Genomic DNA, 23270 nt, shown 5'->3' with positions numbered 1-23270 from the left:
TTGGGCAGCGTGAAGCCGGCTTGGCAGTTGCCGGGATGGCCCAATTCCGTGTTTCTGGACAGGGTGGGGCGTGCCCGCTAAAAGGCCAAGTCAATCTTCTAAAAAGCAGAGACCAGTGTCCGCCGGCCGTGCCGGCGGTTTTCGCGAAAAGGCAGCAGTCATGAGTGGCGTGAACGAGATCCGGTCGACATTCCTCGACTATTTCCGCAAGGAGGGCCACGAGGTCGTGGCCTCGAGCCCGCTGGTGCCGCGCAACGACCCGACGCTGATGTTCACCAATGCCGGCATGGTGCAGTTCAAGAACGTCTTTACCGGCCTGGAGAAGCGGTCCTATTCGCGCGCCACCACCGCGCAGAAAAGCGTCCGCGCCGGCGGCAAGCACAACGACCTCGACAATGTCGGCTACACCGCGCGCCACCTGACTTTTTTCGAAATGCTCGGCAATTTCTCCTTCGGCGACTATTTCAAGGAGCGCGCCATCGAACTGGCCTGGAACCTGATTACCAAGGAGTTCGGCCTGAACAAGGACAAGCTGCTGGTCACCGTCTATCACACCGATGACGAGGCGGCCGGCTTCTGGAAGAAGATCGCCGGTTTCTCCGACGACCGCATCATCCGCATCCCGACCTCCGACAATTTCTGGGCTATGGGCGACACCGGACCGTGCGGGCCGTGCTCGGAAATCTTCATCGACCGTGGCGAGCACATCTGGGGCGGCCCTCCCGGCAGCCCGGAGGAGGATGGCGACCGCTTCCTTGAATTCTGGAACCTGGTGTTCATGCAATATGAGCAGGTCACCAAGGATGAGCGCATCGACCTGCCGCGGCCGTCGATCGACACCGGCATGGGCCTGGAGCGCATGGCGTCCATCCTGCAAGGGGTGGAGAGCGTCTTCGAGACCGACCTGTTCCGCCACCTGATCGATGCGGCGTCATCGGCGCTCGGGCAGGGCCCGGACAAGGAGACGGTCGCCTCCTTCCGCGTCATTGCCGACCATCTGCGCTCGTCCTCCTTCCTGGTTGCCGACGGCGTGCTGCCGTCGAACGAAGGCCGCGGCTATGTGCTGCGCCGCATCATGCGCCGCGCCATGCGCCATGCGCAGTTGCTCGGCGCCAAGGAGCCGTTGATGTGGAAACTGGTGCCGGCGCTGGTGCGCGAGATGGGCCAGGCCTATCCCGAACTGCTGCGCGGCGAACAGCTGATCACCGAGACGCTGAAGCTCGAGGAGACCAGGTTCCGCAAGACGCTGGTGCGCGGCCTCGGCCTGCTCTCGGAGGCGACGGATACGCTGCACGCCGGCGATATGCTGGATGGCGAGACGGCGTTCAAGCTCTATGACACGTACGGCTTCCCGCTCGATCTGACGCAGGACGCACTGCGCCAGCGCAACATCTCGGTCGACCTTGCCGGCTTCACCCATGCGATGGAGCAGCAGAAGGCCGAAGCGCGCAAGCATTGGGCTGGCTCCGGCGACGCGGCCACCGAGACCATCTGGTTTTCTGTACGCGAGAAGGCCGGCGCCACCGAATTCCTCGGCTACGAGACCGAACAGGCGGAAGGCCTCATCCAGGCCCTGGTCAAGGACGGCAAGACAGTCGATAGCGCCGGCAAGGGCGACGTGGTGGCGGTGGTCGTCAACCAGACGCCGTTCTATGGCGAGTCGGGCGGCCAGATGGGCGACACCGGCATCATCTCCGGCGAAGGTTTCTCGATCGAGGTTTCCGACACGCAGAAAAAGGCCGACGGCCTGTTCGTGCATCTGGGCAAGGTGACGAACGGCACGGTCAAGCCAGGTGCAGCCGTCGAGCTGAAGGTTGACCATGCGCGCCGCACCCGGCTGCGTGCCAACCATTCGGCAACGCATCTGATCCATGAGGCGCTGCGCGAGGTGCTGGGCACCCATGTCGCGCAGAAAGGATCGCTGGTCGCGCCCGAGCGCCTGCGCTTCGACATCTCGCACAACAAGCCGATCTCGGCCGAAGATCTCGAAGAGGTCGAGCGCATGGCCAACGAAATCGTCGTCCAGAACAGCCCGGTGACGACGCGGCTGATGTCGGTCGACGACGCCATCGCCGAAGGCGCCATGGCGCTGTTCGGCGAAAAATACGGCGACGAGGTGCGTGTCGTCTCGATGGGCACCGGCGTGCATGGCGCCAAGGCCAATAGACCCTATTCCGTCGAACTTTGTGGCGGCACCCATGTCCGGGCGACCGGCGATATCGGCCTGGTCCGTGTCGTCTCCGACAGCGCAGTCGCCGCCGGCGTGCGCCGCATCGAGGCGCTGACCGGCGAAGCCGCACGAAAATATCTCGACGAGCAGGACAGGCGCCTGAAGGCGACGGCGGCTGTGCTGAAGATCTCGCCGGCCGACGTGCCGGCGCGTGTCGAGACGCTGCTCGAGGAGCGCAAGAAGCTCGAGAAGGAGCTGAGCGAAGCGCGCAAGAAACTCGCGCTGGGCGGTGGTGCCGCGGCCGATGCTCCGGCCACCACCGAAACCGTCGCCGGTATCGGCTTCCTCGGCAAAGCGGTTTCCGGCGTGTCGCCGAAGGATTTGAAGCCGCTGGCCGATGCCGGCAAGACTTCGCTCGGCTCAGGCGTCGTCGTCTTCGTCGGTGCGGGCGAAGACAACAAGGCAAGCGTCGTGGTCGCCGTGACGGACGATCTCGTCGGCCGCTTCAGCGCTGTCGATCTTGTGCGCGTTGCCTCGGCCGCATTGGGCGGGCAGGGCGGTGGCGGACGGCCCGACATGGCGCAAGCCGGCGGCCCGGACGCCTCGAAGGCCAATGATGCGATCGCCGCGGTGAGGGCGGCGCTGGAGGCGGCCTGAAAGCCACCCTATGCCTGATCTGGTTTTGTGTGCGGCTTTCCGGCCTTCGCCGCCGTGCTTGCCATTCTGTGGCTGATAGTGGCAAGCCGGCAATCAGCTCTTAGACGGTCCGTCTAGCTAGTTCTTTTCGCCGCCTTCAGGGCGCGCGTCATTCTGCTGGAATCGCCCCAGGTGGACAGCCAGATCAGCACGTCCGCGGCCATCGAAATCAGCGACCGTAAAAAGTTCAGCGCCGGGCCGGGCGATTTCAGCTGCTCTTCGGCGTGATGAAGATGGGCGAGCTCTTCCTCGCGGATCGCCAGGATGATGCCGTGCAAGTCGTGGTCGCGGTTGGCGAGAAAAAACAGCTGATCATCCAGATGGCGGTGCACCGCCGCTTCAACAGCCGCCGTGCAGGCCCAGATGCCTTGCGGACCAATCAGGGCGGTCACAAAACCCAGCAGCCAGCCACCCCAGCTCCAGAATTGCATCACCCGGCACGGTCGCGCCTTCCGCGCCGGCATGGCGGCACGGAAGGCGGCGCAATGCGTGCGCTCGTGCCCGAGCATCTCCGACAAGGATGGCACGCAATCCGGCCAGAAGCGCCTGGCGACAAGAATCTGCGCCGAATAGATCCTGATCGCACCGAACTCACCGGCGTGGTTGACCCTGACAATTCTGGCGATGGTGAGCGCGTCCTGGCGAGATGGGTCAGCCATGGCCCGAACCCATATCAGCCCGCCGCCAGGCTCGGACGTTTTGCGATGCCGTCCCACCAGGCCTGGATGTCGGCGAACGCCGCAAGCAGCTTTTGCCCGTCGGCGACCTTGACGAAATAGGCGATGATGGATGCCGCATGCAGGTCGACCAGCGTCAGCTGGTCGCCGAGCAGCCACGGCCCGGGAGGCTTGAGTGCGGTGAGCACCCGCAGCACCGTTTCCGCCTGGCGCAGCCCGTTGGCGACCAGTGCCTCGTCTGGCGCTTCCTTCTCAAGCCGCTCGACGGCGACGTCCCAGACCATCGATCTGTAGGCATAGGCGTCGAGCATGCCGATGATCTGGTTCATCGTTGCGCGGGTGCGGGCGTCTTTTGGCTGCAGTGCCGGGCCGTCGAACGCCTCGTCGACATAGCGGGCGATTGCGCTGGTTTCGAACAGGCGAAACCCGCCGTGCTCGAAGGCCGGAATGCGGCCGAAAGGGTGATGCTCGAAGTACCAGGCGGGAGTGCCCTCGGCGGCAAAGACATCGACCGGCACAAGGTCGTAGTCGATGCCTTTTTCCGCCAGCACGAGGCGGACGATGCGCACATAGACGCTGTAGTCCGCCCCGTAGACGACCGGCTTGGCCATGGCTGCCGGCTTACGCCATCGCCTTCTGCAAATTCTCGTCGATCTTGTCGAGGAAGCCGGTGGTCGACAGCCATGGTTGGTCGGGACCGATCAAGAGCGACAGGTCCTTGGTCATGAAGCCGCTCTCAACCGTCTGGATGCAGACCTTCTCCAGCGTGTCGGCAAATCGCTTCAACTCGGCATTATCGTCGAGCTTGGCGCGGTGGGCGAGGCCGCGCGTCCAGGCGAAGATCGAGGCGATCGAATTGGTCGAGGTTTCCTCGCCCTTCTGGTGCTGGCGATAGTGGCGCGTCACGGTGCCGTGCGCGGCCTCCGCTTCCACCGTCTTGCCGTCCGGCGTCATCAGCACGGAGGTCATCAGGCCGAGCGAGCCAAAACCTTGCGCCACCGTGTCGGACTGGACGTCGCCGTCATAATTCTTGCAGGCCCAGACATAGCCGCCAGACCATTTCAGGGCGGAGGCCACCATGTCGTCGATCAGCCGGTGCTCGTACCACAGCTTCTTCGCCTTGAACTCGGCCTCGAATTCAGCCTCGTAGACCTCCTGGAAAATGTCCTTGAAGCGGCCGTCATAGGCTTTGAGGATGGTGTTCTTGGTCGAGAGATAAACCGGATAATTGCGCAGCAGGCCGTAATTCAGCGAGGCGCGGGCGAATTCGCGGATGGAGTCGTCGAGATTGTACATCGCCATGGCAACACCGGCGCCGGGTGCGTCGTATACGTCGTGCTCGATCACCTTGCCGTCCTCGCCGACGAACTTGATGGTCAGCTTGCCCTTGCCGGGGAAGCGGAAGTCGGTGGCGCGATACTGGTCGCCGAAAGCATGACGGCCGACGATGATCGGCTTGGTCCATCCCGGCACCAGACGCGGCACGTTCTTCATGATGATCGGTTCGCGGAAAATGGTGCCGCCGAGAATGTTACGGATGGTGCCGTTCGGCGACTTCCACATCTTCTTCAGCTTGAATTCCTCGACGCGCTGCTCGTCGGGCGTGATCGTCGCGCATTTCACGCCGACGCCCCATTTCTTGATGGCATTGGCCGAATCGATGGTCACCTGGTCGTTGGTGGCGTCGCGGTGCTCGACGCCGAGGTCGTAATATTCGAGCTTCAGGTCGAGATAAGGGTGGATCAGCTTGTCCTTGATGAACTGCCAGATGATGCGGGTCATCTCGTCGCCGTCGAGCTCGACGACCGGGTTCGCCACCTTGATCTTCGCCATGAAAAGAATGCCTCGCTTTTGGGGAACAAAACGGCCTCGCCCGCATGGCTTCGGCCGGGTATGCGGAGCGTATATCAAAGCCTATTTGGCCGCGCAAACGACCATCCGTGCAGAATGGGTCGTCTGTGCCGCGACCGGTGTTTGCAAAAGCTTCATTTTGCCGAGCGGATGTGGCAGGGAACGCTGAAATGCCGCAAACAGCAGTTCATTGAGATCATGTCCGCCGTCGATCATCCTGAAAACGCATCCGCCGCCGGGCCGGCGATCATCCTGGTCGAGCCGCAGCTCGGCGAGAATATCGGCATGGTCGCGCGCGCCATGGCCAATTTCGGCCTTGCCGAACTGAGACTGGTCAACCCGCGTGACGGCTGGCCGAGCGAGAAGGCGCGCGCCGCCGCCAGCCGCGCCGACCATGTCATCGATGCCGTAACAGTGTTCGGCGACCTGGCGTCCGCCGTCGCCGACCTCAACTTCGTCTTCGCCACCACCGCGCGCGAGCGCGACGGCTTCAAACCCGTGCGTGGTCCGGTCGAGGCGGGCAGGGCGCTCAGGGCGCGTCAGATAGCCGGCCTGCGCACCGGCATCTTGTTCGGCCGCGAGCGTTTTGGGCTCTACAATGACGAGGTCGGGCTGGCCGACGAGATCGTCACCTTCCCGGTCGATCCCGGCTTTTCGTCGCTCAACATCGCCCAGGCCGTGCTGTTGATGTCCTATGAATGGATGAAATCCGGCCTGAAGGACGAGACGGCGACCAATTTCTCCAGCCCTGAAATGAAGCCGGCAAGCAAGGAAGAGTTGCACGGGCTGTTTGCCTATCTCGAAGGCGCGCTCGAAGCGCGCGGTTATTTCCGCCCGGCGCCCAAGAAACCCAAGATGGTCGACAATCTGCGCGCCGTCTTGACGCGCGCCGGTTTCGCCGAGCCGGAACTGAAAGTGCTGCGTGGCATCATCTCGTCGCTCGACCGGTTTTCGCCGGCCATGCCGCGCGGTGACGGCTCGCCGGGAGACGATCCAAGGCGTTTGCCGGCCGCTGCGCGAAAACCCCAGGCAGACAAAGAAGATTAGAAATCGCTAAGCTTCGAACGGCTGAAGTAACCGAATTTTATTTGCCTCTCGTCCATTGTTGTCAAAACGGTGGGGTGGCAAATGTTCACGTCCAAAATCGGCCGTATGCGCTTCTTCTTCTATTCGCTCGGCGTAGCCCTGCTCGAGGCCGTTCTTGCCGTGCTGTGCATCGTTGGCACGATCGGCTTTGAGGGGCTGGTCAACTCGGCGCCCGGTCCATCGCGGCAAGGCATGGCAGGCGCGGTTCTGGTCGTTTCCCTCCTGGCTGTGGTCATGCGTGCCAACATCGCCTGGCGACGCAGCCGCGACGCCAACGGCAAAGCCTGGATCCTGTGGTCCTACATCGTGTTCTGCGCCATCTACGCCTTTCTGCAGGCAGGCACGCTGCTGGTCATCGATTTCAACAATCCGGAAAGCACGTCCAGCGGTTTGAACCTGCTTGCGCTGTCGATCTTTGGCCTTTGGTGCACGATTCTGGTGGCTAAGCCGGTGGCGGGCATCAATATCGACGAACTGACATCGGTTTTCGATTTCGATGGCGATACGCCCATGCCTGCGGGATCCGGCCGGATGGCCAGCAGCACGGCACAGTCTTCTATGCGCAACGCCACACCGGCCACGCGCTCGGTGCCGTCCGCCCAGCCTCTGGGCCGTCCGCGGCCCGCCGGCTTCGGCAAGCGCGGGCTCTAGAGCAACCGAGGCAAGGTCGTCTTCGCCGGCTTTGCATGGAAGTTGCTAACATTCGCCACTTCAAGGCCATGATGGTTGCAGATAGAACGGCATTGGCCAATGACCGCCAAGCCTTCTGATCCAGCCTCTTTCATGGTCCGTTATCAATGAGCCACCGTCCGATCCTGATGTTCGATTCCGGCGTTGGAGGATTGACCGTGCTGCGCGAAGCGCGCGTGCTGATGCCTGACCGGCGCTTCGTCTACGTCGCCGATGACAAGGCCTTTCCCTACGGCGCCTGGGAAGAGCCGGCGCTGCAGGCCCATATAGTCGAGCTCTTCGCCAAGCTGCTCGACCGTTTTGATCCGGAAATTTCGGTCGTCGCCTGCAATACCGCTTCGACGCTGGTGATCGATGCGTTGCGGGAAAAATTCCCTGGCCATCCCTTTGTCGGCACCGTGCCGGCAATCAAGCCGGCGGCCGAGCGCACCCGGTCCGGGCTGGTCTCGGTGCTGGCGACGCCGGGCACGGTGAAGCGCCAGTACACGCGCGACCTGATCGGCAAATGGGCGCAGAAATGCCATGTGCGGCTGGTCGGCAGCAACAATCTCGCCGGACTGGCCGAGGCCTACATGCGCGAGGGCTTTGTCGACGAGGAGGCCGTGCGTGCCGAGATCGCACCGTGTTTCGTCCAGCATGACGATTTGCGCACGGACATCGTCGTGCTCGCCTGCACGCACTATCCGTTCCTGGCCAATCGCATGCGCAAGACCGCGCCCTGGCCGGTCGACTGGATCGACCCGGCCGAGGCGATTGCGCGGCGCGCTCTGTCGCTGCTTCCGGCTGTCGACGGGCCATTGCCGCAAAGCGAGCCCGACATCGCCGTCTTTACCTCGGGAAAGGCGGACTTCGCCATCGGCCGGCTGATGCAGGGTTTTGGATTGAGCGCGCGCTAATGCATGTCGCCCAAAAGTGCGCAGCGGTTTTGGGACAACGACATGCATAAAACGAAAAAACTAAAGCGCGTCGCCGACGCGCTTTAGGCAGGCTCGAAGACAATGACGCGCCGATCCGGATCGGCCGAAACAAGCCTTAGCGTCAGGCCATCGCCCTGCCTGAACCCTGAGGCCTTCACATTCGCAACGACAGGCATGTCCGAGAGCTGAACGCGCACACGCTGATCACCGACGTCGGTGACGACGGCCTTGAATGTTTCACCCATGCGCCCCCTCAGCATCACCGCCTCGGCAAGGTCGATGGCCGCGTGGTTGATCTGCGAGGCGCGGGCGCCTGCGCGGCCCATCACCTTCGGCAGTCTGGAAAACGCCTCGGTAACGGCTTGCGGCACCGGCTGGCCGTTGGCGATGGCTAGCACGCAGCGCACGACGTAGCGATCGGCCAGCCGCCTCAGGGGCGCGGTGGCGTGGGCATAGGTCGCGGCCATCGCCTCGTGCCAGGGGACAACGCCTTCTTCATAGGGTTGGTAGGACGCACCGGAGCCGGCGCGGCGGATTTCCAGCATCAGCGCTGCCTGTTGCATGTTGGTCGGATCGAGGGTTCGCTGATAGTCGGACAGGCTGGTCGAAGGAGGCCAGGACAGGCCTAAGGCCCGTGCCGCGCTGCGCAGTCTTTGTACTTTGGAAGCATCGGGCGGCGCCATCACCCGGAACAAGCCGGTCCGGTGTGCCAGCATGGCGTCGGCAATCGCCATGTTGGCGGCCAGCGAAAGTGCTGCGTTGTCTTGCTCGGATTGCAGCAGCGGTCTGAACGCAAGCTGGAACGTGCCATCGGCAAGCTGTTCCACCTCCTGCTCGGGCGGGTCGACGCGCGAAGCGCCGCGACGGTCTTCGGCCGCCGCCATGCGCCGCGCGATTTCGGCGAAGCCGACTGGGACGTCGGCGGCCTGCACGCTGTCATAGGCGAGCTTGGCGCGGCTTTGAATGATTGCCCGCTCCGCGCCATCCAGCCTTACCGCTCCGTCGTCGGCGATCCGGACCGTGAAGATGACAGCCGGACGCGGACCGCCGGGCAGCAAGCTCGCGGCGCCCTCGGCAATGACCCGGGGATAGAGCCCGGCCTTGCCGTCCGGCAAATACAGGGTTTCGCCCCGCGCCCAGGCTTCGCGATCCACCGCGTCGCCGTCCGCGACGAACCAGGCTACGTCGGCAATCGCATAGTGCAACAGAAGGTCGCTACCGCTCGCTTCGATCGAAAACGCTTGGTCAAGATCGGTGGAAGTCGCGGGATCGAGCGTCACGAAGGGCATCGCCGTGCGGTCGGCATGCTGGTCGGGCACGCGCCTGGCCGCCGTCTGTGCCATGGCCATTACATCAGGGGGAAATCCCTCCGGCACATGGAACTCGGTGCGGATTTTCGCGAGGCCGGTGGCGAGTGCCTGCGAGGGATCGTTCAACGATTTCATGGCGCCGTCCTACACCGGCGTTGCGGGCACGGGAAGGTGGTTTTGCCGGCAGTGCCGGCCGACCATGGGCAGGCATGAGCGCGGAACGGAAGTTGACCGCCAGCGCTGGAACCGTCGCCGGAGCGCAACGTTTCTTCCCCTGGCAGCAAAGGAGGAGCCGATATGCCTGCAACCTCAAAAGCACAGCAAAAGGCCGCTGGCGCAGCCCTGTCGGCCAAGCGCGGCGAGACCAGGAAGAGCGAACTTCAAGGCGCGTCGAAGTCGATGTACAATTCGATGAGCGGAAAACAGCTCGAGGAATTCGCAGAGACCAAGCGCAAAGGCCTGCCGGAGAAGAAATCGGCAGACTGAAACCTTGAACCGAGTCGATAAACAAAGCCCGTGGCCGAAACCACGGGCTTCTTCGGTTCAGGCCAAGCCCGAAACCCCTGACGTCACCAGCAGCGCATCACCTTGTAGCGGATGACCTTCTTGTGGCCATGCCGCCAGATGACCTTCTTCTTCACCACGACATGGCAGGTCTGACGATGCTTGTGGCCCTGCCAATGCTTGGCCATCGCTGGCTCGGGCACGGCGATCGACATCGTCCCGGCCAGGACGGCTGCACCGACCAACGAGAGGAAAAACTTCTTCATGCGACTTCGGGCTCCTTTGGCTCCAGTCCCTTCCTAAATGCCGTCGGCGCAACAACCTCCCGCCGCATCCGGCACGGCACTCAACGCCAAAGACGTGATATGGTTGCCGGGCCCAGCGCCAGCGACGCGCTTGACTCTGCTCAAATCTCCGTTTAACGAGCGCACCAACACCGGGCCGCAATGCCCGGTTGTTTCTTTTGCATGGCAAGCCCGGGAAAGCAGGTTTATCGTTTCCTGGGTTTTGTCTAGACTGACGTGTCCCGTGGGTTTTCCGCCGCGTTGCGTGGGAAAACCCTGTCAGGCCTCGAAAACGGAGGCCAGAGGAGGGCGCGTTTCCTTCACCCGGACCATGAGGCTCCGGGTGGTTTGTTTTGAAAGGGAATGCGATGAGCAAGCGCGAATCCGCGAAGTACAAGATCGACCGCCGTCTCGGCGAAAACATCTGGGGCCGCCCGAAGTCCCCGGTCAACAAGCGTGAATACGGCCCCGGCCAGCACGGCCAGCGCCGCAAGGGCAAGCTTTCCGATTTCGGCCTGCAGCTGCGCGCCAAGCAGAAGCTGAAGGGTCACTATGGTGATGTCTCCGAAAAGCAGTTCCGCAAGGTCTATGAAGAGGCTGATCGCCGCAAGGGCGACACCTCCGAGAACCTGATCGGCCTGCTCGAGTCGCGTCTCGACGCGGTCGTCTACCGCTCCAAGTTCGTGCCGACCATTTTCGCGGCTCGCCAGTTCGTCAACCACGGCCACGTCAACGTCAACGGCAAGCGCGTCAACATCGGCTCGTACCGTTGCAAGCCGGGCGACGTCGTCGAAGTGCGCGAAAAGTCGAAGCAGCTGGTCATCGTGCTGGAAGCGGTCGGCCTCGCCGAGCGCGACGTGCCGGACTATATCGAAGTCGATCACAACAAGATGGTCGCGACCTTCTCGCGCATCCCCGGCCTGGCCGACGTTCCGTTCGCCGTGCAGATGGAGCCGAACTTGGTCGTCGAATTCTATTCGCGCTGATCGATCGCTTTTCTGCGATACCGGAAAGGGCCGCCCGTCGAGGCGGCCTTTTCTTTGTCGGCCATGTCCGCTAATCCGGCACTCTCGGCTATGGAAAGCGACAAGCCATGAACATGCTGGCAGACATCGAAACAGTTGAACCGATTGCTGAAGGCGGCTTCCATCCGCTGTTTGCCGACGTGCCGTCTTCCGTCGAGTTCAACAAACTGCGCAAGCGGCTGTTGCGGTTGACCCGTCAGGCGGTCGATGATTTCGCCATGGCGAGGCCCGGCGACCGCTGGCTGGTGGCCTTGTCCGGCGGCAAGGATTCCTACGGGCTGCTGGCCGTGCTGCTCGATCTCAAATGGCGCGGGCTGCTGCCGGTCGAGCTGCTGGCCTGCAATCTCGACCAGGGCCAGCCGAATTTCCCGAAGCACATTTTGCCCGATTACCTCGATGCGCATGGCATTGCCCATCGCATCGAGTATCAGGACACCTATTCGGTGGTCACCGACAAGCTGCCTCAGGGCAGCACCTATTGTTCGCTGTGCTCGCGGCTGCGGCGCGGCCATCTCTATCGCATCGCGCGCGAGGAGGGCTGTTCGGCGCTGGTGCTCGGCCACCACCGCGAGGACATTCTCGAAACCTTCTTCATGAATCTGTTCCATGGCGGCCGCCTTGCCGCCATGCCGCCAAAGCTGCTCAACGACGACGGCGACGTCATGGTGCTGCGGCCGCTGAGCTACTGCGCCGAGGTCGATCTGGAGAAATTCGCCGCCGCGATGAAATTCCCGATCATTCCCTGCGATCTCTGCGGCAGCCAGGAAGGCCTGCAGCGCAACGCCACGAAGGCGATGCTGGACGATATGGAAAAGCGCATGCCGGGCCGCAAGGACACGATGCTGCGCGCGCTGTCCAACACCAGGCCCTCGCATCTGCTCGACAGAAAGCTGTTCGATTTTGCCGCCCTCAATGGCAGCCTCAGCACAGGACAAGACATTTCCGATGATATTTGACGACCAAGCGATCGACTGGCTGGCGGAGCTTCTCGCCGATGCAGCCAAGGCCGAAATCATGCCACGCTTTCGCCGGCTGGGCGAGGGCGACATCAGACAGAAGACCTCGGCTGCCGACCTGGTGACCGAGGCCGACATCAACGCCGAGCGGCTGATCACGGCCAGGCTGCGCGAGCGCTATCCCACGGCGATGATCGTCGGCGAGGAAGCCTGTTCCGACAATCCGGCGCTGCTTCAGGGGCTCGGCGATGCCGACCTCGCCTTCGTCGTCGACCCGGTCGACGGCACCTTCAACTTCGCCTCCGGCGTGCCGCTGTTCGGCGTCATGCTGAGCGTCGTCGTCAAGGGCGAAACCGTCGCCGGTATCATCCATGACCCCGTAGGCCGGGACTGGCTGATCGGCGCCAAGGGCGCCGGCAGCCATATCCGCCATGCGCATGGCGCGCTGGAGACGGTGCATGTCGCCGATGCCGTGCCGATCTCGCAGATGACCGGCTCCGTCTCCTGGCAATATCTGGCGGAACCGCAACGCTCGCTCCTGGCGCGCAACCAGACCAAGACCCTGTCGCAGTTCGGCTATCGCTGCGCGGCACATGAATACCGTCTTCTGGCCAGCGGCCATGCCCATTTCGTCGTCTACAACAAACTGATGCCGTGGGACCATCTGGTCGGTGTGCTGATCCACGCCGAGGCCGGCGGCTACACCGCGCGGATCGACGGCAGCGCCTATCTGCCCTCGCATGTCGACGGCGGCATTCTTGTCGCCCCGGACAAGGAAAGCTGGCAGGAGTTGCGCAGGGAACTCTGGGCGCAATAATCGGTCCAACTGCTGGTAGAGGCTTTCGTCAAGTATATTGGCTCTGTTATAGTGTCCAATCTCTCGCGAAGTCGGAAGCTGCGAAATGAAACATCGGTCCGCAATTGTTGCAACAGCGCTTGCACTTGCCTTGGCCGCCGCTGGCGCCACTGAGGCAAGATCGCAGGAACGGGCGTGCGGCAGTCGCGATCCCGTCGATACCATAGACGAGATGTTTTCCGCGATCTTTGCCTGTTGGCAGCCGCCGCCTGGAAGTGCTGGCATGACCCTGACGCTGAGTTTCTCAATTCGCAAAAACGGCACGCTGATGGGCAAACCGCGCGCCACTTTCTCCCATATGGGAGATGATGCCTCGCTCAACCGGGTCTTTGTGTCATCCGTGCTCGAAGCTCTCGACAAGGCTCTGCCGATGCCTCTTTCGGACAGCATGGGTGGCGCCATCGCAGGGCGCCCGCTGTTCCCTCGTTTCACGGCAGTGATTGGCGGCGCATCCTGAAACGCGTCGCATAAAGGTGGATGCGGTTTTGAGACCAACAATCTCAAGGCGCGTCGCTCAATGCAGGTCGGTGACGTGCCCTGAAATGGGTGGGTTGTGCGGCTGGAACATCTTGCCGCGCTCGGCGATCAGGATCATCAGCAGGGCCGCAACCGAGACGCTGCAGAACCCTGCGGCCAGCGGTGTCACCGTGCCATTGAAGGCCTGGCCGATCTGCGCGCCGATGATGGCGCCGAGAAAGGTCTGCATGAAGCCCAGAATGGATGCGGCGGTGCCGGCGAGCTCGCCGAGCGGCTCCATCGCGAGCGCGTTGAAATTCGCGCCGAGCCCGCCGAAAGGCAGCATCGCAGAGGCAAAGAAGGTGATGAACAGCCAGAGCGGCATGTTCATTTCGAGCGAGACGACCAGCCAGGCAAGGCTGATGCACAGGAACAGAAGCAGCGCGCCTTGCGACAGCCGGCGCATGCCGACCCGTCCGACCAGCCGCGAGTTGAGGTAGTTCGAGAAGGCCAGCACGCCCGCAACGCCGGCGAAGATGACCGGGAATAGCTCGCCGACGTGGAAGATGTCGATATAGATCTGCTGCGCGGAGATGATGAAGCCGAACATGGCGGCGAAGATGAAGGTGCTGGCGAAAGCATAGCAGAGCGTGAGGCGGTTTGTGAGCACGATGCGGAAGCCGTCGATCACCGAAGAGACAGTCAACGGCCGGCGATGTTCGGGATGAAGAGTCTCCGGCAGGCGCAGCAGCGACCACGCCGACACGATCAGCGCCCCGACCGCCATGGTGACGAAGATCCAGTGCCAGGTTGCGAACAGCATGATGACCTGGCCGATCCCGGGCGCGATCACCGGGATGGCCATGAACACCATGAAGATCAGCGACATCACCTCGGCCATGCGCCTGCCGTCGAACGTATCGCGCACGATCGAGACGGCGATGACGCGTGTGGCGGCAGCACCGATACCTTGCACAAGCCGGCACAGCAACAGGATGGCGAAGGACGGGGCGATGGCCGCGGCCGCAGCCGCCACGACATAGATCGCCAGCCCGGCGACCAATGGCGCGCGGCGCCCGAACCGGTCCGAAATCGGCCCGAAGAAAAGCTGTCCGCCGCCGAAGCCGAGCATATAGGCGGTGATCACATATTGGCGGTGGTTTTCATTTTCGACGCCGAGCGTGGCGCCGATTTGCTGCAGTGCCGGCAGCATGATGTCGATGGCCAGCGAGTTCAACGCCATCAGTGCCGCGCACAGCGCGATGAATTCCCAGCGCGGAATAGGCAATTTGCGTGCCTGTTGCGGCGCTTTTGCTGGCTGGTCCACGGCGGGTCCGATCTTCAAAACGAATATGCGCCGGCATGCCGGCGCATAAGTTCGTCCTCACTCCGATAGGGGGAGGTAACATTTTGCCGGGGCGGGGCTGCCCCGTCTCAACTCAGAATCAGGCTGTCGCTTTGACGCTGACGCCCTTGTCGACGAGCAACGTCTGCAACTCGCCCGCCTGGAACATTTCGCGGATGATGTCGCAGCCGCCAACGAATTCGCCCTTGACGTAGAGCTGGGGGATCGTCGGCCAGTTCGAATATTCCTTGATGCCCTGGCGCAGTTCGGCCGAGGTCAGCACGTCGACGCCCTTATAGTCGGCGCCGATGTAATCGAGGATCTGGACGACCTGGCCGGAAAAGCCGCACTGCGGAAAACCGGGCGTGCCCTTCATGAAAAGGACGACGTCGTTGCCCTTCACTTCGCTGTCGATGTAGTCGTTGATGCCGCTCATGAGATATCCTTTCACGCCTGTGGGAGTCAGGCTCGAAGCATAGCCATCAAATAAACCCATAGATGGGCCGAAACAAGATGTTTGCGCCGCCGTCGCGGAAATGGCGCAAAGGATCGCCTGTCTTGGGCCAAGCATCCGAGCCGATTGCAACCTTCGGAACATGATGAAAAGACGATATGGTGCCGCCCTTCCGATCGCCATCCTGCTGGCGGCGATTGCCGTTGTCTGGTGGCCGAGACGCCCGGAGCCGCCGCCGCTGGTCATTGGCGGTGACCTGCCCGCGCCTTGCCGGAATGTCGCCTTCGAGGCGGTGACCTATGTCGTCTGCGAGACCGATCTTCGCGCCGACAGCATCGGTGTTTTCCACGCCGGCGCCGATGGCAAGCCTTTTGGTTCGCTCGAAGCCTTCGACAAGGCGGTTGCGGGCGAGGGGAGGCCGGTGCAGCTCGCCATGAATGGCGGCATGTATCACGAGGATTTGTCGCCGGTCGGCCTGCTGGTCGAGAACGGCAGCGAAAAGTCACGGCTCAATCTTGCCGACGGCGAAGGCAATTTCTTCCTGAAACCGAACGGCGTCTTTCTGGTGGGCAATGACGGCAAGGCGGCTGTCATGGAAAGCAACGCCTATGCCGTCGCCAAACCCGATGTCGCCTTCGCCACGCAGTCGGGCCCGATGCTGGTGATCGACGGCCAGATTCATCCACGCTTCGAGCGGAACGGAACCTCGCGCTACATCCGCAACGGTGTCGGCGTGCGCGATGAAAACACCGTTGTGCTGGCGATCTCGCGGTCTGAGGTCAGTTTCGGCAGCTTTGCGCGGCTGTTTCGCGACGCGCTACAATGCCGCAACGCGCTGTTCCTCGACGGCGCGGTCTCCGCGCTGTCGGATGGGAAAAGAATGATCGTCGGCGGAAAATACCCGGCGGGCCCGATCATCTCAGTGTCGGCGAAGCCGATCACGTCAGTGTCGGCGAAGCAGCCGCAGAAACAGTAGGCCAGTCTGGCTTCACTCCGGCACGCTGGTCTGCAGGGCCAGCGCGTGCAGCACGCCGCCCATATTGCCCTTCAGCGCATCATAGACCATTTGGTGCTGCTGGACGCGGCTCTTTCCGCGGAAGCTTTCGGCCACCACTTCGGCTGCATAGTGATCGCCGTCACCGGCGAGGTCGCGGATCGTCACCTTGGCGTCCGGAATCCCGTCCTTGATCAGTTTTTCGATGTCGTGGGCATCCATTGCCATGGCAAAATCCTGTTCTGGGCGGCTAGGCACGAGTGACTCGCACGGCAGCCTAAAGCCTTTCTGGTTCGGGTTGAAGCCGTTCTGTCGGCGACGCAGTGTCTAAGGGCCATCCTGCCGCGGGTGAACCACACCATCTTCGGTAATGTCGTCGCGGGTCGAGAACCCCCGGCCAAGGCTGAACACCAGGACATAGAGCGGGATGTTGAGCGCCAGGTTGATAATCGGGAGATAGCTGGTCATCTGCCACAAGGGCGAAAAGAATGGTTGGCCATAGCCGTCGCAGATCAGCGATGACCCGTATTCCCACAGCGCGCCGGTAATGACCGCAATCGCAAAGAGCTTGATGCAGGTGGCGACATGCCTTGCGCGCGCCGGGTTCGGCAAAAGGCGGCTCCACAGCACCAGGCAGACGATGGGGATCGCATAGATCAGACTTTGCAAGGCCAGCATCTGCAGTGTGCCATTGGCCGCCTCAAGGAACTGGTCACGCCTTTCCAGCAGCGGACAGACCTCGCTCGAGGTCGTCGACAGCAGGAAAAAGACGAACGGCCCAAGGAACCAGAAGAAGAACAGCGACGGCCAGAAGACGACTGCGATCAGCGTCCGGGCTGCCAGGCTGGTCAACTGGACTTGTCCATGAAGTTCGGGAACCAGCCTTCGTGGGTGGCGGTCAATTCGCTGACCGGGATCGCCCTGGCATCGCCGAGCTTCAGTTCGTTTCCACCGGTCGAGCCGATCCATGGCGCAAAGATGCCGAGCTTGCTCTGTTCCTCGCGGATGGCGTCCCATTCCTTGCTCTGCGGATCGACGGACAGCGTCAGGAGGTAGCGGCCCTGGTCTTCGCCGAACCAGACCGGGATCGGGTCGGTGCCGGCGAGCCCCGGAATGGTGGCGCCGATGCCGGACGCGATCGCCATTTCGGCCAGGGCCACCGCAAGGCCGCCATCGGAAAGGTCATGCGCCGCGGTGACGACGCCCGACGCGATCAGCGCGCGCACGTGGTCGCCGACGCGCTTTTCATGGGCGAGGTCGACGGATGGCGGCGGCCCGTCGGTACGGCCATGGATGTCCCTGAAATAGGCGGACTGGCCGAGATGGCTGCCCCAGCTTGCGGGTGCGCCGACCAGCAGGATCATCTGGCCCTCGGCGGCAAAGCCGATACGGGTCATCTTCGACCAGTCGGCAATCAGCCCGACGCCGCCGATGGTCGGCGTCGGCAGGATGCCCTGGCCGTTGGTTTCATTGTAGAGCGAGACATTGCCCGACACGATCGGGAAGCCGAGCGCGCGGCAGGCATCGCCAATGCCTTTCACCGCGCCGACCAGTTGGCCCATGATCTCGGGCCGTTCCGGATTGCCGAAATTGAGGTTGTCCGTCGCCGCCAGCGGCAGCGCGCCGGTGGCGGTAAGGTTGCGCCAGCATTCGGCCACCGCCTGCTTGCCGCCTTCATACGGGTCGGCCTCGCAATAGCGCGGCGTCACGTCGGAGGAGAAGGCGAGCGCCTTGGTCGGATGGCCTTCGACGCGCACCACGCCGGCGTCGCCGCCCGGAAGCTGCAGCGAATTGCCCTGGATCAGCGTGTCGTATTGCTCCCACACCCATCGCCGCGACGACAGGTCCGGCCCGCCGAGCAGTTTCAGCAGCGCGTCGGCGACATCGGCCTTCGGCGCATCGCCGGCGGCAAGCGCCGCAGGTTTCTTCGGCTCGACCCAGGGGCGGTCATATTCCGGCGCCTTGTCGCCAAGGTCCTTGATCGGCAGGTTGGCGACCTCGTCGCCCTGGTGAATGACGCGGAAGCGCAGATCGTCGGTGGTCTTGCCGACAATGGCGAAGTCGAGGCCCCATTTGTGGAAGATCGCCTCGGCTTCCTTTTCCTTCTCGGGGCGCAGCACCATCAGCATGCGCTCCTGGCTCTCCGACAGCATCATCTCATAGGCGCTCATGCGCTCTTCGCGCACCGGCACCTGGTCGAGGTGAAGCTCGATGCCGAGGTCGCCCTTGGCGCCCATCTCGACCGCCGAACAGGTGAGGCCGGCCGCACCCATGTCCTGGATGGCGATGACGGCGCCGGACGCCATCAGCTCAAGGCAGGCTTCGAGCAGGCATTTTTCCGTGAAGGGATCGCCGACCTGCACGGTCGGGCGCTTCTCGTCGATCTTGTCGTCGAACTCGGCCGAGGCCATCGTGGCGCCGCCGACGCCGTCGCGGCCGGTCTTGGCGCCGAGATAGACGACCGGCAGGCCGACGCCCTTGGCTTCCGACAGGAAGATCGCATCTGTCTTGGCGAGGCCGGCGGCAAAGGCGTTGACCAGGATGTTGCCGTTGTAGCGGGCGTCGAAATTGACCTCGCCGCCGACGGTCGGCACGCCAAAGGCGTTGCCGTATCCTCCGACGCCGGAAACCACGCCGCTGACCAGGTGCCTGGTCTTGGGATGGTCCGGTGCGCCGAAGCGCAAAGCGTTCATCGCCGCAATCGGCCGCGCGCCCATGGTGAAGACATCGCGCAATATGCCGCCGACGCCGGTCGCCGCACCCTGGTAGGGCTCGATGTAGGAGGGATGGTTGTGGCTCTCCATCTTGAAGACGACGCAGTCGCCGTCGCCGATATCGACCACGCCGGCGTTCTCACCCGGACCCTGGATGACCTGCGGCCCGGTGGTCGGCAGCGTGCGCAGCCATTTCTTCGAGGATTTGTAGGAGCAGTGCTCATTCCACATCGCCGAGAAGATGCCGAGTTCGGTAAAGCTCGGTTCGCGCCCGACCAGGTCGAGGATGCGCTGGTATTCGTCGGGCTTCAGCCCATGCGCGGCGATGAGTTCCGGGGTGATCGGCACGGAATTGGAAATGGTCATGGGCGGCGATTGATGTCCATGGGAGAGGGGAATTTGAGTCCCCCTCATATCGCAAGCTTTGGCGTGATACACCCCATTGGATGACGAAAAACGCCGGAAAACCACAGGGCGACGATGGTAGCGGGGAGCCGCTGGGGAACGCTATGGCATCCCGGCCGTTAGGCCTCAAACCAATCAGGAGATTTCGACATGGCCACCAAGCAAGGCAAGAAAGACAATCGCCTCTCCGACAAGGAGGCCATGCATATTGCCGAGACCACCGACGTTTCGCCCAAGCAGGCCAAGGACCTGGCCGAGAAGCACGGCAAGGACAAGGGCGCGAAGGAAGCCAAAAACTTCAAGGCAGAGGGCTGAACCTGAAGATCGGGATACAGGAGGACCGAGTCAGGACGAACTGTCGTAGCCGGCGCGGCCTTCCTCCAGCAGCCGCCGGATCACCGCGACGCCGCCGGTGATGTCCTCGCGCCGCCTTGGCTGCGAGACGCCGAAACGCACGCCGTGAAAAACCTGCTCGGAACGCCCCGCCTTGAACTCGTCCTCGTCGTCGAGGAGCACGCCATTTTCGAGGCATGCGCTCCTGAACGTGCCGGACAGCCAGGGATCGGGCAGCGTCAGCCAGACGAAGGGCACGCTGCCGTGTGACTTGAAGGCGAAACCCGCCAGTGTCTCGCGCACGATGGCGATGCGGGCGGCAATTTCGGCAATGCTGCGTTTGCGGATATCGCCAGCCTGCCCAGACAGCACCAGCCGCGCATTCACCTCCGCCAGCAGGAACGGCATCCCGCCGGTCATCATCTTGTGGGCGACGCGGATGCGATGGCGATAGGCGGGCGGGCAGGAGAGCCAGCCGCCGCGAACACCTGCCGCGACCGATTTCGACAGACCGCCGGCGACAATGGTGCGCTCGGGCGCATATTCGGCAATGAGCGGCGTCGGATCTTCGGTCAGGCCGCCATAGAGATCGTCCTCGATGACGATGACATTGTACGCGCGCGCGACGCGGGCGATCGCCTCGCGGCGCGAAACCGACAGGATCGCCAGCGTCGGGTTCTGCACCGTCGGCATCAGGAAGATCATCTTCGGGTGCTTTTGCGCGCAGACGCGTTCGAAATCCTCGGGATCGAGGCCTTCTTCGTCCGATGCCACCAGTGCTATGCGCCGCCCTATCAGCCCGGCGCTGCGGGCGATCTGCGAATAGGTGAGGTGCTCGAAGACGACATAGTCGCCCGGCGTGGTCAGCGCCGCGATCGCCGCCATCACCGCGGCATGGGTGCCCAGCGTGGGAACGATGGTTTCAGCAGCCGGACGGAACGAATCGCGCGACAGCCAGCGGGCGCCGGCCTCGAACCAGCGCTCCGGAAAATCCCTGGTGTAGCTCGAAATCTCGTGCGGGTGATCCTGCACCGTGCGCGAGAGCATGTCGGCGACAATGGCGCCCTGGCCGATGTCGGGCGCGGCAGTGCTGTCGAAACGCAGCTTGCCGGGCGGCGCATCGACATAGCGCGTGCCTTGCACGGCAGGCTCGGCGAATTCGGGTGACGCTTCCGATTGCTGCGCCAGCACATAGGTCCCGCGACCGACTTCGCCGCTCACCAGGCCGCGCTCGCGCAGCAGCTGATAGGCTCGGCCGATCGTGCCGACCGTCGTGCCGATATCATAGGCGAGATCGCGCTGCGGCGGCAATTTTGCCCCGGCATCGATGACGCCCTTGTCGATGTCCGACTCGATGCTGTCGGCAAGGCGCTGGTAAAGCGGGCCGGAACCGATGGTGAGGTCAGGGAGCCAATTTGTCATGGTGACAATTCCGTATATTGCACCAGATCGGGTGTCAATGCATATCAGAACCGTACCAAGATGGGTACAATTTGCAAGGTTGGCAGAAAGACAATGGATACAATCGAGACAATCCGCTGCGCGGGCATTGAATTGGTCGGGCCGCGCCCGTCCAGCCGGCGAGGCTTTGTCGGCCGGATCGTGCATGTGGTCAGATCGCTGGCGCGATGGATCGACGTGCTGATCGAGCGCCGTCGCGGCCGCCTGGCTTTGCTCGAAATGACCGACGAGCAACTCAGGGATATCGGTGTTTCGCGTGGCGACGCCTACCGTGAAGGGATCCGACGGCTCTGGGACTGACCCGGAGCCGGTTCGTCAACGACGGGTGCGCGGAGCCCTGAGGCGTGAGACGCCCTTGTCGGCAAGCACGGCGAGGATGCAAAGCACCAGGAAAACCCCGGTGACGGCCAGCGCCGCAAGCGCGACGCTGGCCACGCCGTTCTTGGCGGCGTCGAGGAACGGATAGGGCACTTCGCCTGCGATCGGCGCGCGCGCCAACGCGTAGGCGAGATAGGCGATCGGATAGGCCATCCACCAGGAAATGTCGCTCCACCGTGTCCTGCCGTCGGCGCCAGCCACCAGCCACCACAGCACGAACAGCACCGGCGTCACGTAATGGAGCAGCACGTCGCAGAGCAGAAACAGCCCTTGCGGCTGCCAGAGCTGCGCCAGAACCGTGGCATAGACGATGAAGACCAGGGCGATTGACACCGCCACGCCCGCCCGCATCCGCGGCCCGGCAAAGGCCGGCAGCCAGGCGTAGCCCGAAGGCGACAGCAGCGAGACATGGACCAGCACTGCACCGATGTTGGTCAGGATGGTGAAGAAGCTGAACAGAAAGACGATGGAGCCGAGAAAACTGCGGCCGGCTTCCATCGATGTCGGGATGGTGATGCACGCTTGCAGGACAAGCCCGGCCAGACCGATGATCAATCCCGCAATCTGCAGGAAGCGGCCCACTGGCGTCAGGCGGCCGCGTTACACGACGGATTGCCCGTTTGCCAGCGTGCAACGTCGGATCCGATGCGCGCGCCGAGCGGATCGTCCATCAGCGGACCGAACACGTCGACGCGGCTGGAATTGCCTTGCGCCTGGACGACCAGCAGCGGCTTGCCGCCATAATGCTTGGCCGGCACCAGCAGGAAGCGGGGCGTGCCGCTGAACGAATTCAGCTCATTGGCCATCTGATAGGATTTGAAGGCGGGATCCTTGCTGGCGATCCAGCATTTGTGGGCCGATATCGCTACCTGTTCCATGGCCAGCAGCGAAGCGCTCTTGCCCGTGGGGACCGGCGCGCTCTTCGGGCTGGACTGGCAGGACGCCAACGCCAAGCCGGCAGCAGCCAGGGGACCTAGGCGAACAATCATCAGTCTCATGGTCAACCGCCCCCGCGTTTTGAAAGGAATTCGAAGAGATATCAGGCGGCGATGCCGAGCGCGCCTTCGAACAGGGCGCGGCCGTCGCTTCCGCCATGCGCGGCCTCGATCAGGTTTTCGGGATGCGGCATCAGGCCGAGCACATTGCCCTTCTCGCTGACGATACCGGCAATGTCGTTCATCGAGCCATTGGGATTGCTGCCCTCGGCATAGCGAAACACCACCTGTCCTTCGCCTTCGAGACAGGCAAGCGTGTCGGCGTCGGCGAAATAATTGCCGTCGTGATGCGCCACCGGCGTGCGGATGATCTGACCCGGCTGGTAGCGGCGGGTGAACATGGTGTTGGCGTTGGCGATTTCGAGCTTCACCTCCCGGCAGACGAATTTCAGCGAGGCATTGCGCATCAGCGCGCCGGGCAAAAGGCCAGCCTCGACCAGGATCTGGAAGCCGTTGCAGACGCCGATGACCATGACGCCCTTGGCCGCCTTTTCCGCCACCGCCCGCATGACCGGCATGCGCGCGGCAATGGCGCCGCAACGCAGATAGTCGCCGAACGAGAAGCCGCCGGGAATGGCGATCAGGTCGACATCGGGGATTTCGGTGTCGGTCTGCCAGACGGTCGCCGGCGCCTGCCCGGAGATCTTGGTCAGCGCCGCAATCATGTCGCGGTCGCGGTTGAGGCCGGGGAGAAGAACGACAGCTGATTTCAT

Annotated in this window: 26 protein-coding genes; 12 read left to right on the top strand and 14 right to left on the bottom strand. The window is 63.1% G+C overall.

The annotated features are described in order from the left end of the window. Positions 1-160 precede the first annotated feature (160 nt). Positions 161-2827, top strand: a complete 2667-nt coding sequence (gene alaS / locus NKJ57_RS06045; RefSeq protein WP_352511283.1) for an alanine--tRNA ligase — start codon at positions 161-163, stop codon at positions 2825-2827. Between the two features lie 113 nt (positions 2828-2940). Here the strand turns inward: alaS and NKJ57_RS06040 are convergent, their stop codons facing one another. The 3 genes from NKJ57_RS06040 to NKJ57_RS06030 are packed head-to-tail and all read right to left on the bottom strand — an operon-like array spanning position 2941 to position 5376. After that, complete coding sequence (locus NKJ57_RS06040) at positions 2941-3525, bottom strand: demethoxyubiquinone hydroxylase family protein (protein WP_023726930.1); 585 nt, start codon at positions 3523-3525, stop codon at positions 2941-2943. A 14-nt stretch (positions 3526-3539) separates the two neighbouring features. Continuing rightward, positions 3540-4154 (bottom strand): glutathione S-transferase family protein, encoded by a 615-nt coding sequence (locus NKJ57_RS06035; protein WP_023726929.1) that lies wholly within the window; start codon positions 4152-4154, stop codon positions 3540-3542. Between the two features lie 10 nt (positions 4155-4164). Beyond that, positions 4165-5376, bottom strand: a complete 1212-nt coding sequence (locus NKJ57_RS06030) for an NADP-dependent isocitrate dehydrogenase (RefSeq protein ID WP_023669114.1) — start codon at positions 5374-5376, stop codon at positions 4165-4167. Between the two features lie 216 nt (positions 5377-5592). Between NKJ57_RS06030 and NKJ57_RS06025 the strand changes: the two genes are divergently transcribed. From NKJ57_RS06025 to murI, 3 genes are all read left to right on the top strand, one after another. Next, positions 5593-6441, top strand: coding sequence for an RNA methyltransferase (locus NKJ57_RS06025; RefSeq protein WP_023743143.1), 849 nt, complete (start codon positions 5593-5595; stop codon positions 6439-6441). A gap of 81 nt (positions 6442-6522) precedes the next feature. Further along, positions 6523-7131, top strand: coding sequence for a DUF805 domain-containing protein (locus NKJ57_RS06020; RefSeq protein WP_352511280.1), 609 nt, complete (start codon positions 6523-6525; stop codon positions 7129-7131). Between the two features lie 146 nt (positions 7132-7277). Then, positions 7278-8066: a glutamate racemase gene (gene murI / locus NKJ57_RS06015; protein ID WP_023697564.1), complete on the top strand. Its 789-nt coding sequence runs from the start codon at positions 7278-7280 to the stop codon at positions 8064-8066. A gap of 83 nt (positions 8067-8149) precedes the next feature. On the opposite strand, the gene NKJ57_RS06010 is transcribed toward murI, so the two are convergent. Next, positions 8150-9532, bottom strand: a complete 1383-nt coding sequence (locus NKJ57_RS06010; protein ID WP_023743141.1) for an RNB domain-containing ribonuclease — start codon at positions 9530-9532, stop codon at positions 8150-8152. Positions 9533-9694: 162 nt separating this feature from the next. Here NKJ57_RS06010 and NKJ57_RS06005 point away from each other — a divergent pair, with 162 nt between their 5' ends. Next, complete coding sequence (locus NKJ57_RS06005) at positions 9695-9883, top strand: DUF3008 family protein (RefSeq protein ID WP_023743140.1); 189 nt, start codon at positions 9695-9697, stop codon at positions 9881-9883. An 83-nt stretch (positions 9884-9966) separates the two neighbouring features. On the opposite strand, the gene NKJ57_RS06000 is transcribed toward NKJ57_RS06005, so the two are convergent. Further along, positions 9967-10167, bottom strand: coding sequence for a hypothetical protein (locus NKJ57_RS06000; protein ID WP_352511277.1), 201 nt, complete (start codon positions 10165-10167; stop codon positions 9967-9969). A 386-nt stretch (positions 10168-10553) separates the two neighbouring features. On the opposite strand from NKJ57_RS06000, the gene rpsD reads away from it, so the two are divergent. The 4 genes from rpsD to NKJ57_RS30880 all read left to right on the top strand — a co-directional run bounded on the left by rpsD (position 10554) and on the right by NKJ57_RS30880 (position 13479). After that, the gene (rpsD, locus tag NKJ57_RS05995) at positions 10554-11171 is read left to right on the top strand and encodes a 30S ribosomal protein S4 (protein WP_023669107.1); all 618 of its coding nucleotides are present in this window, start codon (positions 10554-10556) and stop codon (positions 11169-11171) included. Positions 11172-11278: 107 nt separating this feature from the next. Then, positions 11279-12166, top strand: a complete 888-nt coding sequence (ttcA, locus tag NKJ57_RS05990; protein WP_023743139.1) for a tRNA 2-thiocytidine(32) synthetase TtcA — start codon at positions 11279-11281, stop codon at positions 12164-12166. After that, on the top strand, positions 12156-12983 hold the full coding sequence (locus tag NKJ57_RS05985) for an inositol monophosphatase family protein (protein ID WP_352511276.1): 828 nt from the start codon (positions 12156-12158) through the stop codon (positions 12981-12983). The genes ttcA and NKJ57_RS05985 overlap by 11 nt, the downstream gene beginning before the upstream one ends. Positions 12984-13068: 85 nt before the next feature. Then, positions 13069-13479: a UCP034077 family protein gene (locus NKJ57_RS30880; protein ID WP_023669104.1), complete on the top strand. Its 411-nt coding sequence runs from the start codon at positions 13069-13071 to the stop codon at positions 13477-13479. Between the two features lie 57 nt (positions 13480-13536). Here NKJ57_RS30880 and NKJ57_RS05975 read toward each other — a convergent pair whose 3' ends face one another. Both NKJ57_RS05975 and grxD read right to left on the bottom strand, forming a co-directional pair. Continuing rightward, positions 13537-14805, bottom strand: a complete 1269-nt coding sequence (locus tag NKJ57_RS05975) for a multidrug effflux MFS transporter (RefSeq protein ID WP_023743137.1) — start codon at positions 14803-14805, stop codon at positions 13537-13539. A gap of 118 nt (positions 14806-14923) precedes the next feature. After that, the gene (grxD, locus tag NKJ57_RS05970; RefSeq protein ID WP_023669102.1) at positions 14924-15259 is read right to left on the bottom strand and encodes a Grx4 family monothiol glutaredoxin; all 336 of its coding nucleotides are present in this window, start codon (positions 15257-15259) and stop codon (positions 14924-14926) included. A gap of 163 nt (positions 15260-15422) precedes the next feature. Here grxD and NKJ57_RS05965 point away from each other — a divergent pair, with 163 nt between their 5' ends. Beyond that, positions 15423-16253 carry a phosphodiester glycosidase family protein gene (locus tag NKJ57_RS05965; protein ID WP_023751452.1) on the top strand — a complete coding sequence of 277 codons (831 nt, stop codon included), beginning with the start codon at positions 15423-15425 and terminating at the stop codon, positions 16251-16253. Positions 16254-16265: 12 nt separating this feature from the next. Here NKJ57_RS05965 and NKJ57_RS05960 read toward each other — a convergent pair whose 3' ends face one another. From NKJ57_RS05960 to purL, 3 genes are all read right to left on the bottom strand, one after another. After that, positions 16266-16499: a BolA/IbaG family iron-sulfur metabolism protein gene (locus NKJ57_RS05960; protein WP_023751453.1), complete on the bottom strand. Its 234-nt coding sequence runs from the start codon at positions 16497-16499 to the stop codon at positions 16266-16268. 99 nt (positions 16500-16598) lie between these two features. Next, positions 16599-17123: a hypothetical protein gene (locus tag NKJ57_RS05955; protein WP_023751454.1), complete on the bottom strand. Its 525-nt coding sequence runs from the start codon at positions 17121-17123 to the stop codon at positions 16599-16601. After that, positions 17120-19351, bottom strand: coding sequence for a phosphoribosylformylglycinamidine synthase subunit PurL (gene purL, locus NKJ57_RS05950; RefSeq protein ID WP_352511273.1), 2232 nt, complete (start codon positions 19349-19351; stop codon positions 17120-17122). Before purL ends, NKJ57_RS05955 begins: the two co-directional genes overlap by 4 nt. Before the next feature lie 189 nt (positions 19352-19540). On the opposite strand from purL, the gene NKJ57_RS05945 reads away from it, so the two are divergent. Then, positions 19541-19705 carry a hypothetical protein gene (locus tag NKJ57_RS05945; protein ID WP_023669098.1) on the top strand — a complete coding sequence of 55 codons (165 nt, stop codon included), beginning with the start codon at positions 19541-19543 and terminating at the stop codon, positions 19703-19705. A gap of 30 nt (positions 19706-19735) precedes the next feature. Here the strand turns inward: NKJ57_RS05945 and NKJ57_RS05940 are convergent, their stop codons facing one another. After that, positions 19736-21145 carry an aminotransferase-like domain-containing protein gene (locus tag NKJ57_RS05940; protein ID WP_023697572.1) on the bottom strand — a complete coding sequence of 470 codons (1410 nt, stop codon included), beginning with the start codon at positions 21143-21145 and terminating at the stop codon, positions 19736-19738. Positions 21146-21238: 93 nt separating this feature from the next. Here NKJ57_RS05940 and NKJ57_RS05935 point away from each other — a divergent pair, with 93 nt between their 5' ends. Further along, positions 21239-21484, top strand: a complete 246-nt coding sequence (locus tag NKJ57_RS05935; RefSeq protein ID WP_023743133.1) for a DUF1127 domain-containing protein — start codon at positions 21239-21241, stop codon at positions 21482-21484. 15 nt (positions 21485-21499) lie between these two features. Here the strand turns inward: NKJ57_RS05935 and NKJ57_RS05930 are convergent, their stop codons facing one another. Genes NKJ57_RS05930 through purQ form a run of 3 tightly spaced genes read right to left on the bottom strand, consistent with a single transcriptional unit; the run spans position 21500 to position 23270 of the window. Then, a complete protein-coding gene (locus tag NKJ57_RS05930) occupies positions 21500-22144 on the bottom strand; it encodes a Pr6Pr family membrane protein (RefSeq protein ID WP_352511271.1) in 645 nt (214 codons plus the stop codon). A gap of 5 nt (positions 22145-22149) precedes the next feature. Further along, the gene (locus NKJ57_RS05925) at positions 22150-22560 is read right to left on the bottom strand and encodes a hypothetical protein (RefSeq protein ID WP_023825111.1); all 411 of its coding nucleotides are present in this window, start codon (positions 22558-22560) and stop codon (positions 22150-22152) included. 41 nt (positions 22561-22601) lie between these two features. Then, on the bottom strand, positions 22602-23270 hold the full coding sequence (gene purQ / locus NKJ57_RS05920; RefSeq protein ID WP_352511270.1) for a phosphoribosylformylglycinamidine synthase subunit PurQ: 669 nt from the start codon (positions 23268-23270) through the stop codon (positions 22602-22604).

Origin of the sequence: Mesorhizobium sp. M0077, from assembly GCF_040322955.1 — a bacterium.
Classification (GTDB): domain Bacteria; phylum Pseudomonadota; class Alphaproteobacteria; order Rhizobiales; family Rhizobiaceae; genus Mesorhizobium.
Note: the sequence above shows the minus strand (reverse complement) of the source record. Positions and strands in the feature narration are given on the sequence as shown.

Excerpts from the sequence above, each read along its gene's own strand:
- NKJ57_RS05940 (WP_023697572.1), bottom strand. The coding sequence starts at position 21,145 with ATGACAAATTGGCTCCCTGACCTCACCATCGGTTCCGGCCCGCTTTAC.
- purQ (WP_352511270.1), bottom strand. The coding sequence starts at position 23,270 with ATGAAATCAGCTGTCGTTCTTCTCCCCGGCCTCAACCGCGACCGCGAC.
- NKJ57_RS05960 (WP_023751453.1), bottom strand. The coding sequence starts at position 16,499 with ATGGCAATGGATGCCCACGACATCGAAAAACTGATCAAGGACGGGATT.
- NKJ57_RS06020 (WP_352511280.1), top strand. The coding sequence starts at position 6,523 with ATGTTCACGTCCAAAATCGGCCGTATGCGCTTCTTCTTCTATTCGCTC.
- NKJ57_RS05925 (WP_023825111.1), bottom strand. The coding sequence starts at position 22,560 with ATGAGACTGATGATTGTTCGCCTAGGTCCCCTGGCTGCTGCCGGCTTG.
- murI (WP_023697564.1), top strand. The coding sequence starts at position 7,278 with ATGAGCCACCGTCCGATCCTGATGTTCGATTCCGGCGTTGGAGGATTG.
- NKJ57_RS06035 (WP_023726929.1), bottom strand. The coding sequence starts at position 4,154 with ATGGCCAAGCCGGTCGTCTACGGGGCGGACTACAGCGTCTATGTGCGC.
- rpsD (WP_023669107.1), top strand. The coding sequence starts at position 10,554 with ATGAGCAAGCGCGAATCCGCGAAGTACAAGATCGACCGCCGTCTCGGC.
- grxD (WP_023669102.1), bottom strand. The coding sequence starts at position 15,259 with ATGAGCGGCATCAACGACTACATCGACAGCGAAGTGAAGGGCAACGAC.
- NKJ57_RS05965 (WP_023751452.1), top strand. The coding sequence starts at position 15,423 with ATGAAAAGACGATATGGTGCCGCCCTTCCGATCGCCATCCTGCTGGCG.
- NKJ57_RS06010 (WP_023743141.1), bottom strand. The coding sequence starts at position 9,532 with ATGAAATCGTTGAACGATCCCTCGCAGGCACTCGCCACCGGCCTCGCG.
- ttcA (WP_023743139.1), top strand. The coding sequence starts at position 11,279 with ATGAACATGCTGGCAGACATCGAAACAGTTGAACCGATTGCTGAAGGC.
- NKJ57_RS05945 (WP_023669098.1), top strand. The coding sequence starts at position 19,541 with ATGGCCACCAAGCAAGGCAAGAAAGACAATCGCCTCTCCGACAAGGAG.
- NKJ57_RS05985 (WP_352511276.1), top strand. The coding sequence starts at position 12,156 with ATGATATTTGACGACCAAGCGATCGACTGGCTGGCGGAGCTTCTCGCC.
- alaS (WP_352511283.1), top strand. The coding sequence starts at position 161 with ATGAGTGGCGTGAACGAGATCCGGTCGACATTCCTCGACTATTTCCGC.
- NKJ57_RS30880 (WP_023669104.1), top strand. The coding sequence starts at position 13,069 with ATGAAACATCGGTCCGCAATTGTTGCAACAGCGCTTGCACTTGCCTTG.
- NKJ57_RS06040 (WP_023726930.1), bottom strand. The coding sequence starts at position 3,525 with ATGGCTGACCCATCTCGCCAGGACGCGCTCACCATCGCCAGAATTGTC.
- NKJ57_RS06000 (WP_352511277.1), bottom strand. The coding sequence starts at position 10,167 with ATGAAGAAGTTTTTCCTCTCGTTGGTCGGTGCAGCCGTCCTGGCCGGG.
- NKJ57_RS06005 (WP_023743140.1), top strand. The coding sequence starts at position 9,695 with ATGCCTGCAACCTCAAAAGCACAGCAAAAGGCCGCTGGCGCAGCCCTG.
- NKJ57_RS05935 (WP_023743133.1), top strand. The coding sequence starts at position 21,239 with ATGGATACAATCGAGACAATCCGCTGCGCGGGCATTGAATTGGTCGGG.
- NKJ57_RS06025 (WP_023743143.1), top strand. The coding sequence starts at position 5,593 with ATGTCCGCCGTCGATCATCCTGAAAACGCATCCGCCGCCGGGCCGGCG.
- purL (WP_352511273.1), bottom strand. The coding sequence starts at position 19,351 with ATGACCATTTCCAATTCCGTGCCGATCACCCCGGAACTCATCGCCGCG.
- NKJ57_RS06030 (WP_023669114.1), bottom strand. The coding sequence starts at position 5,376 with ATGGCGAAGATCAAGGTGGCGAACCCGGTCGTCGAGCTCGACGGCGAC.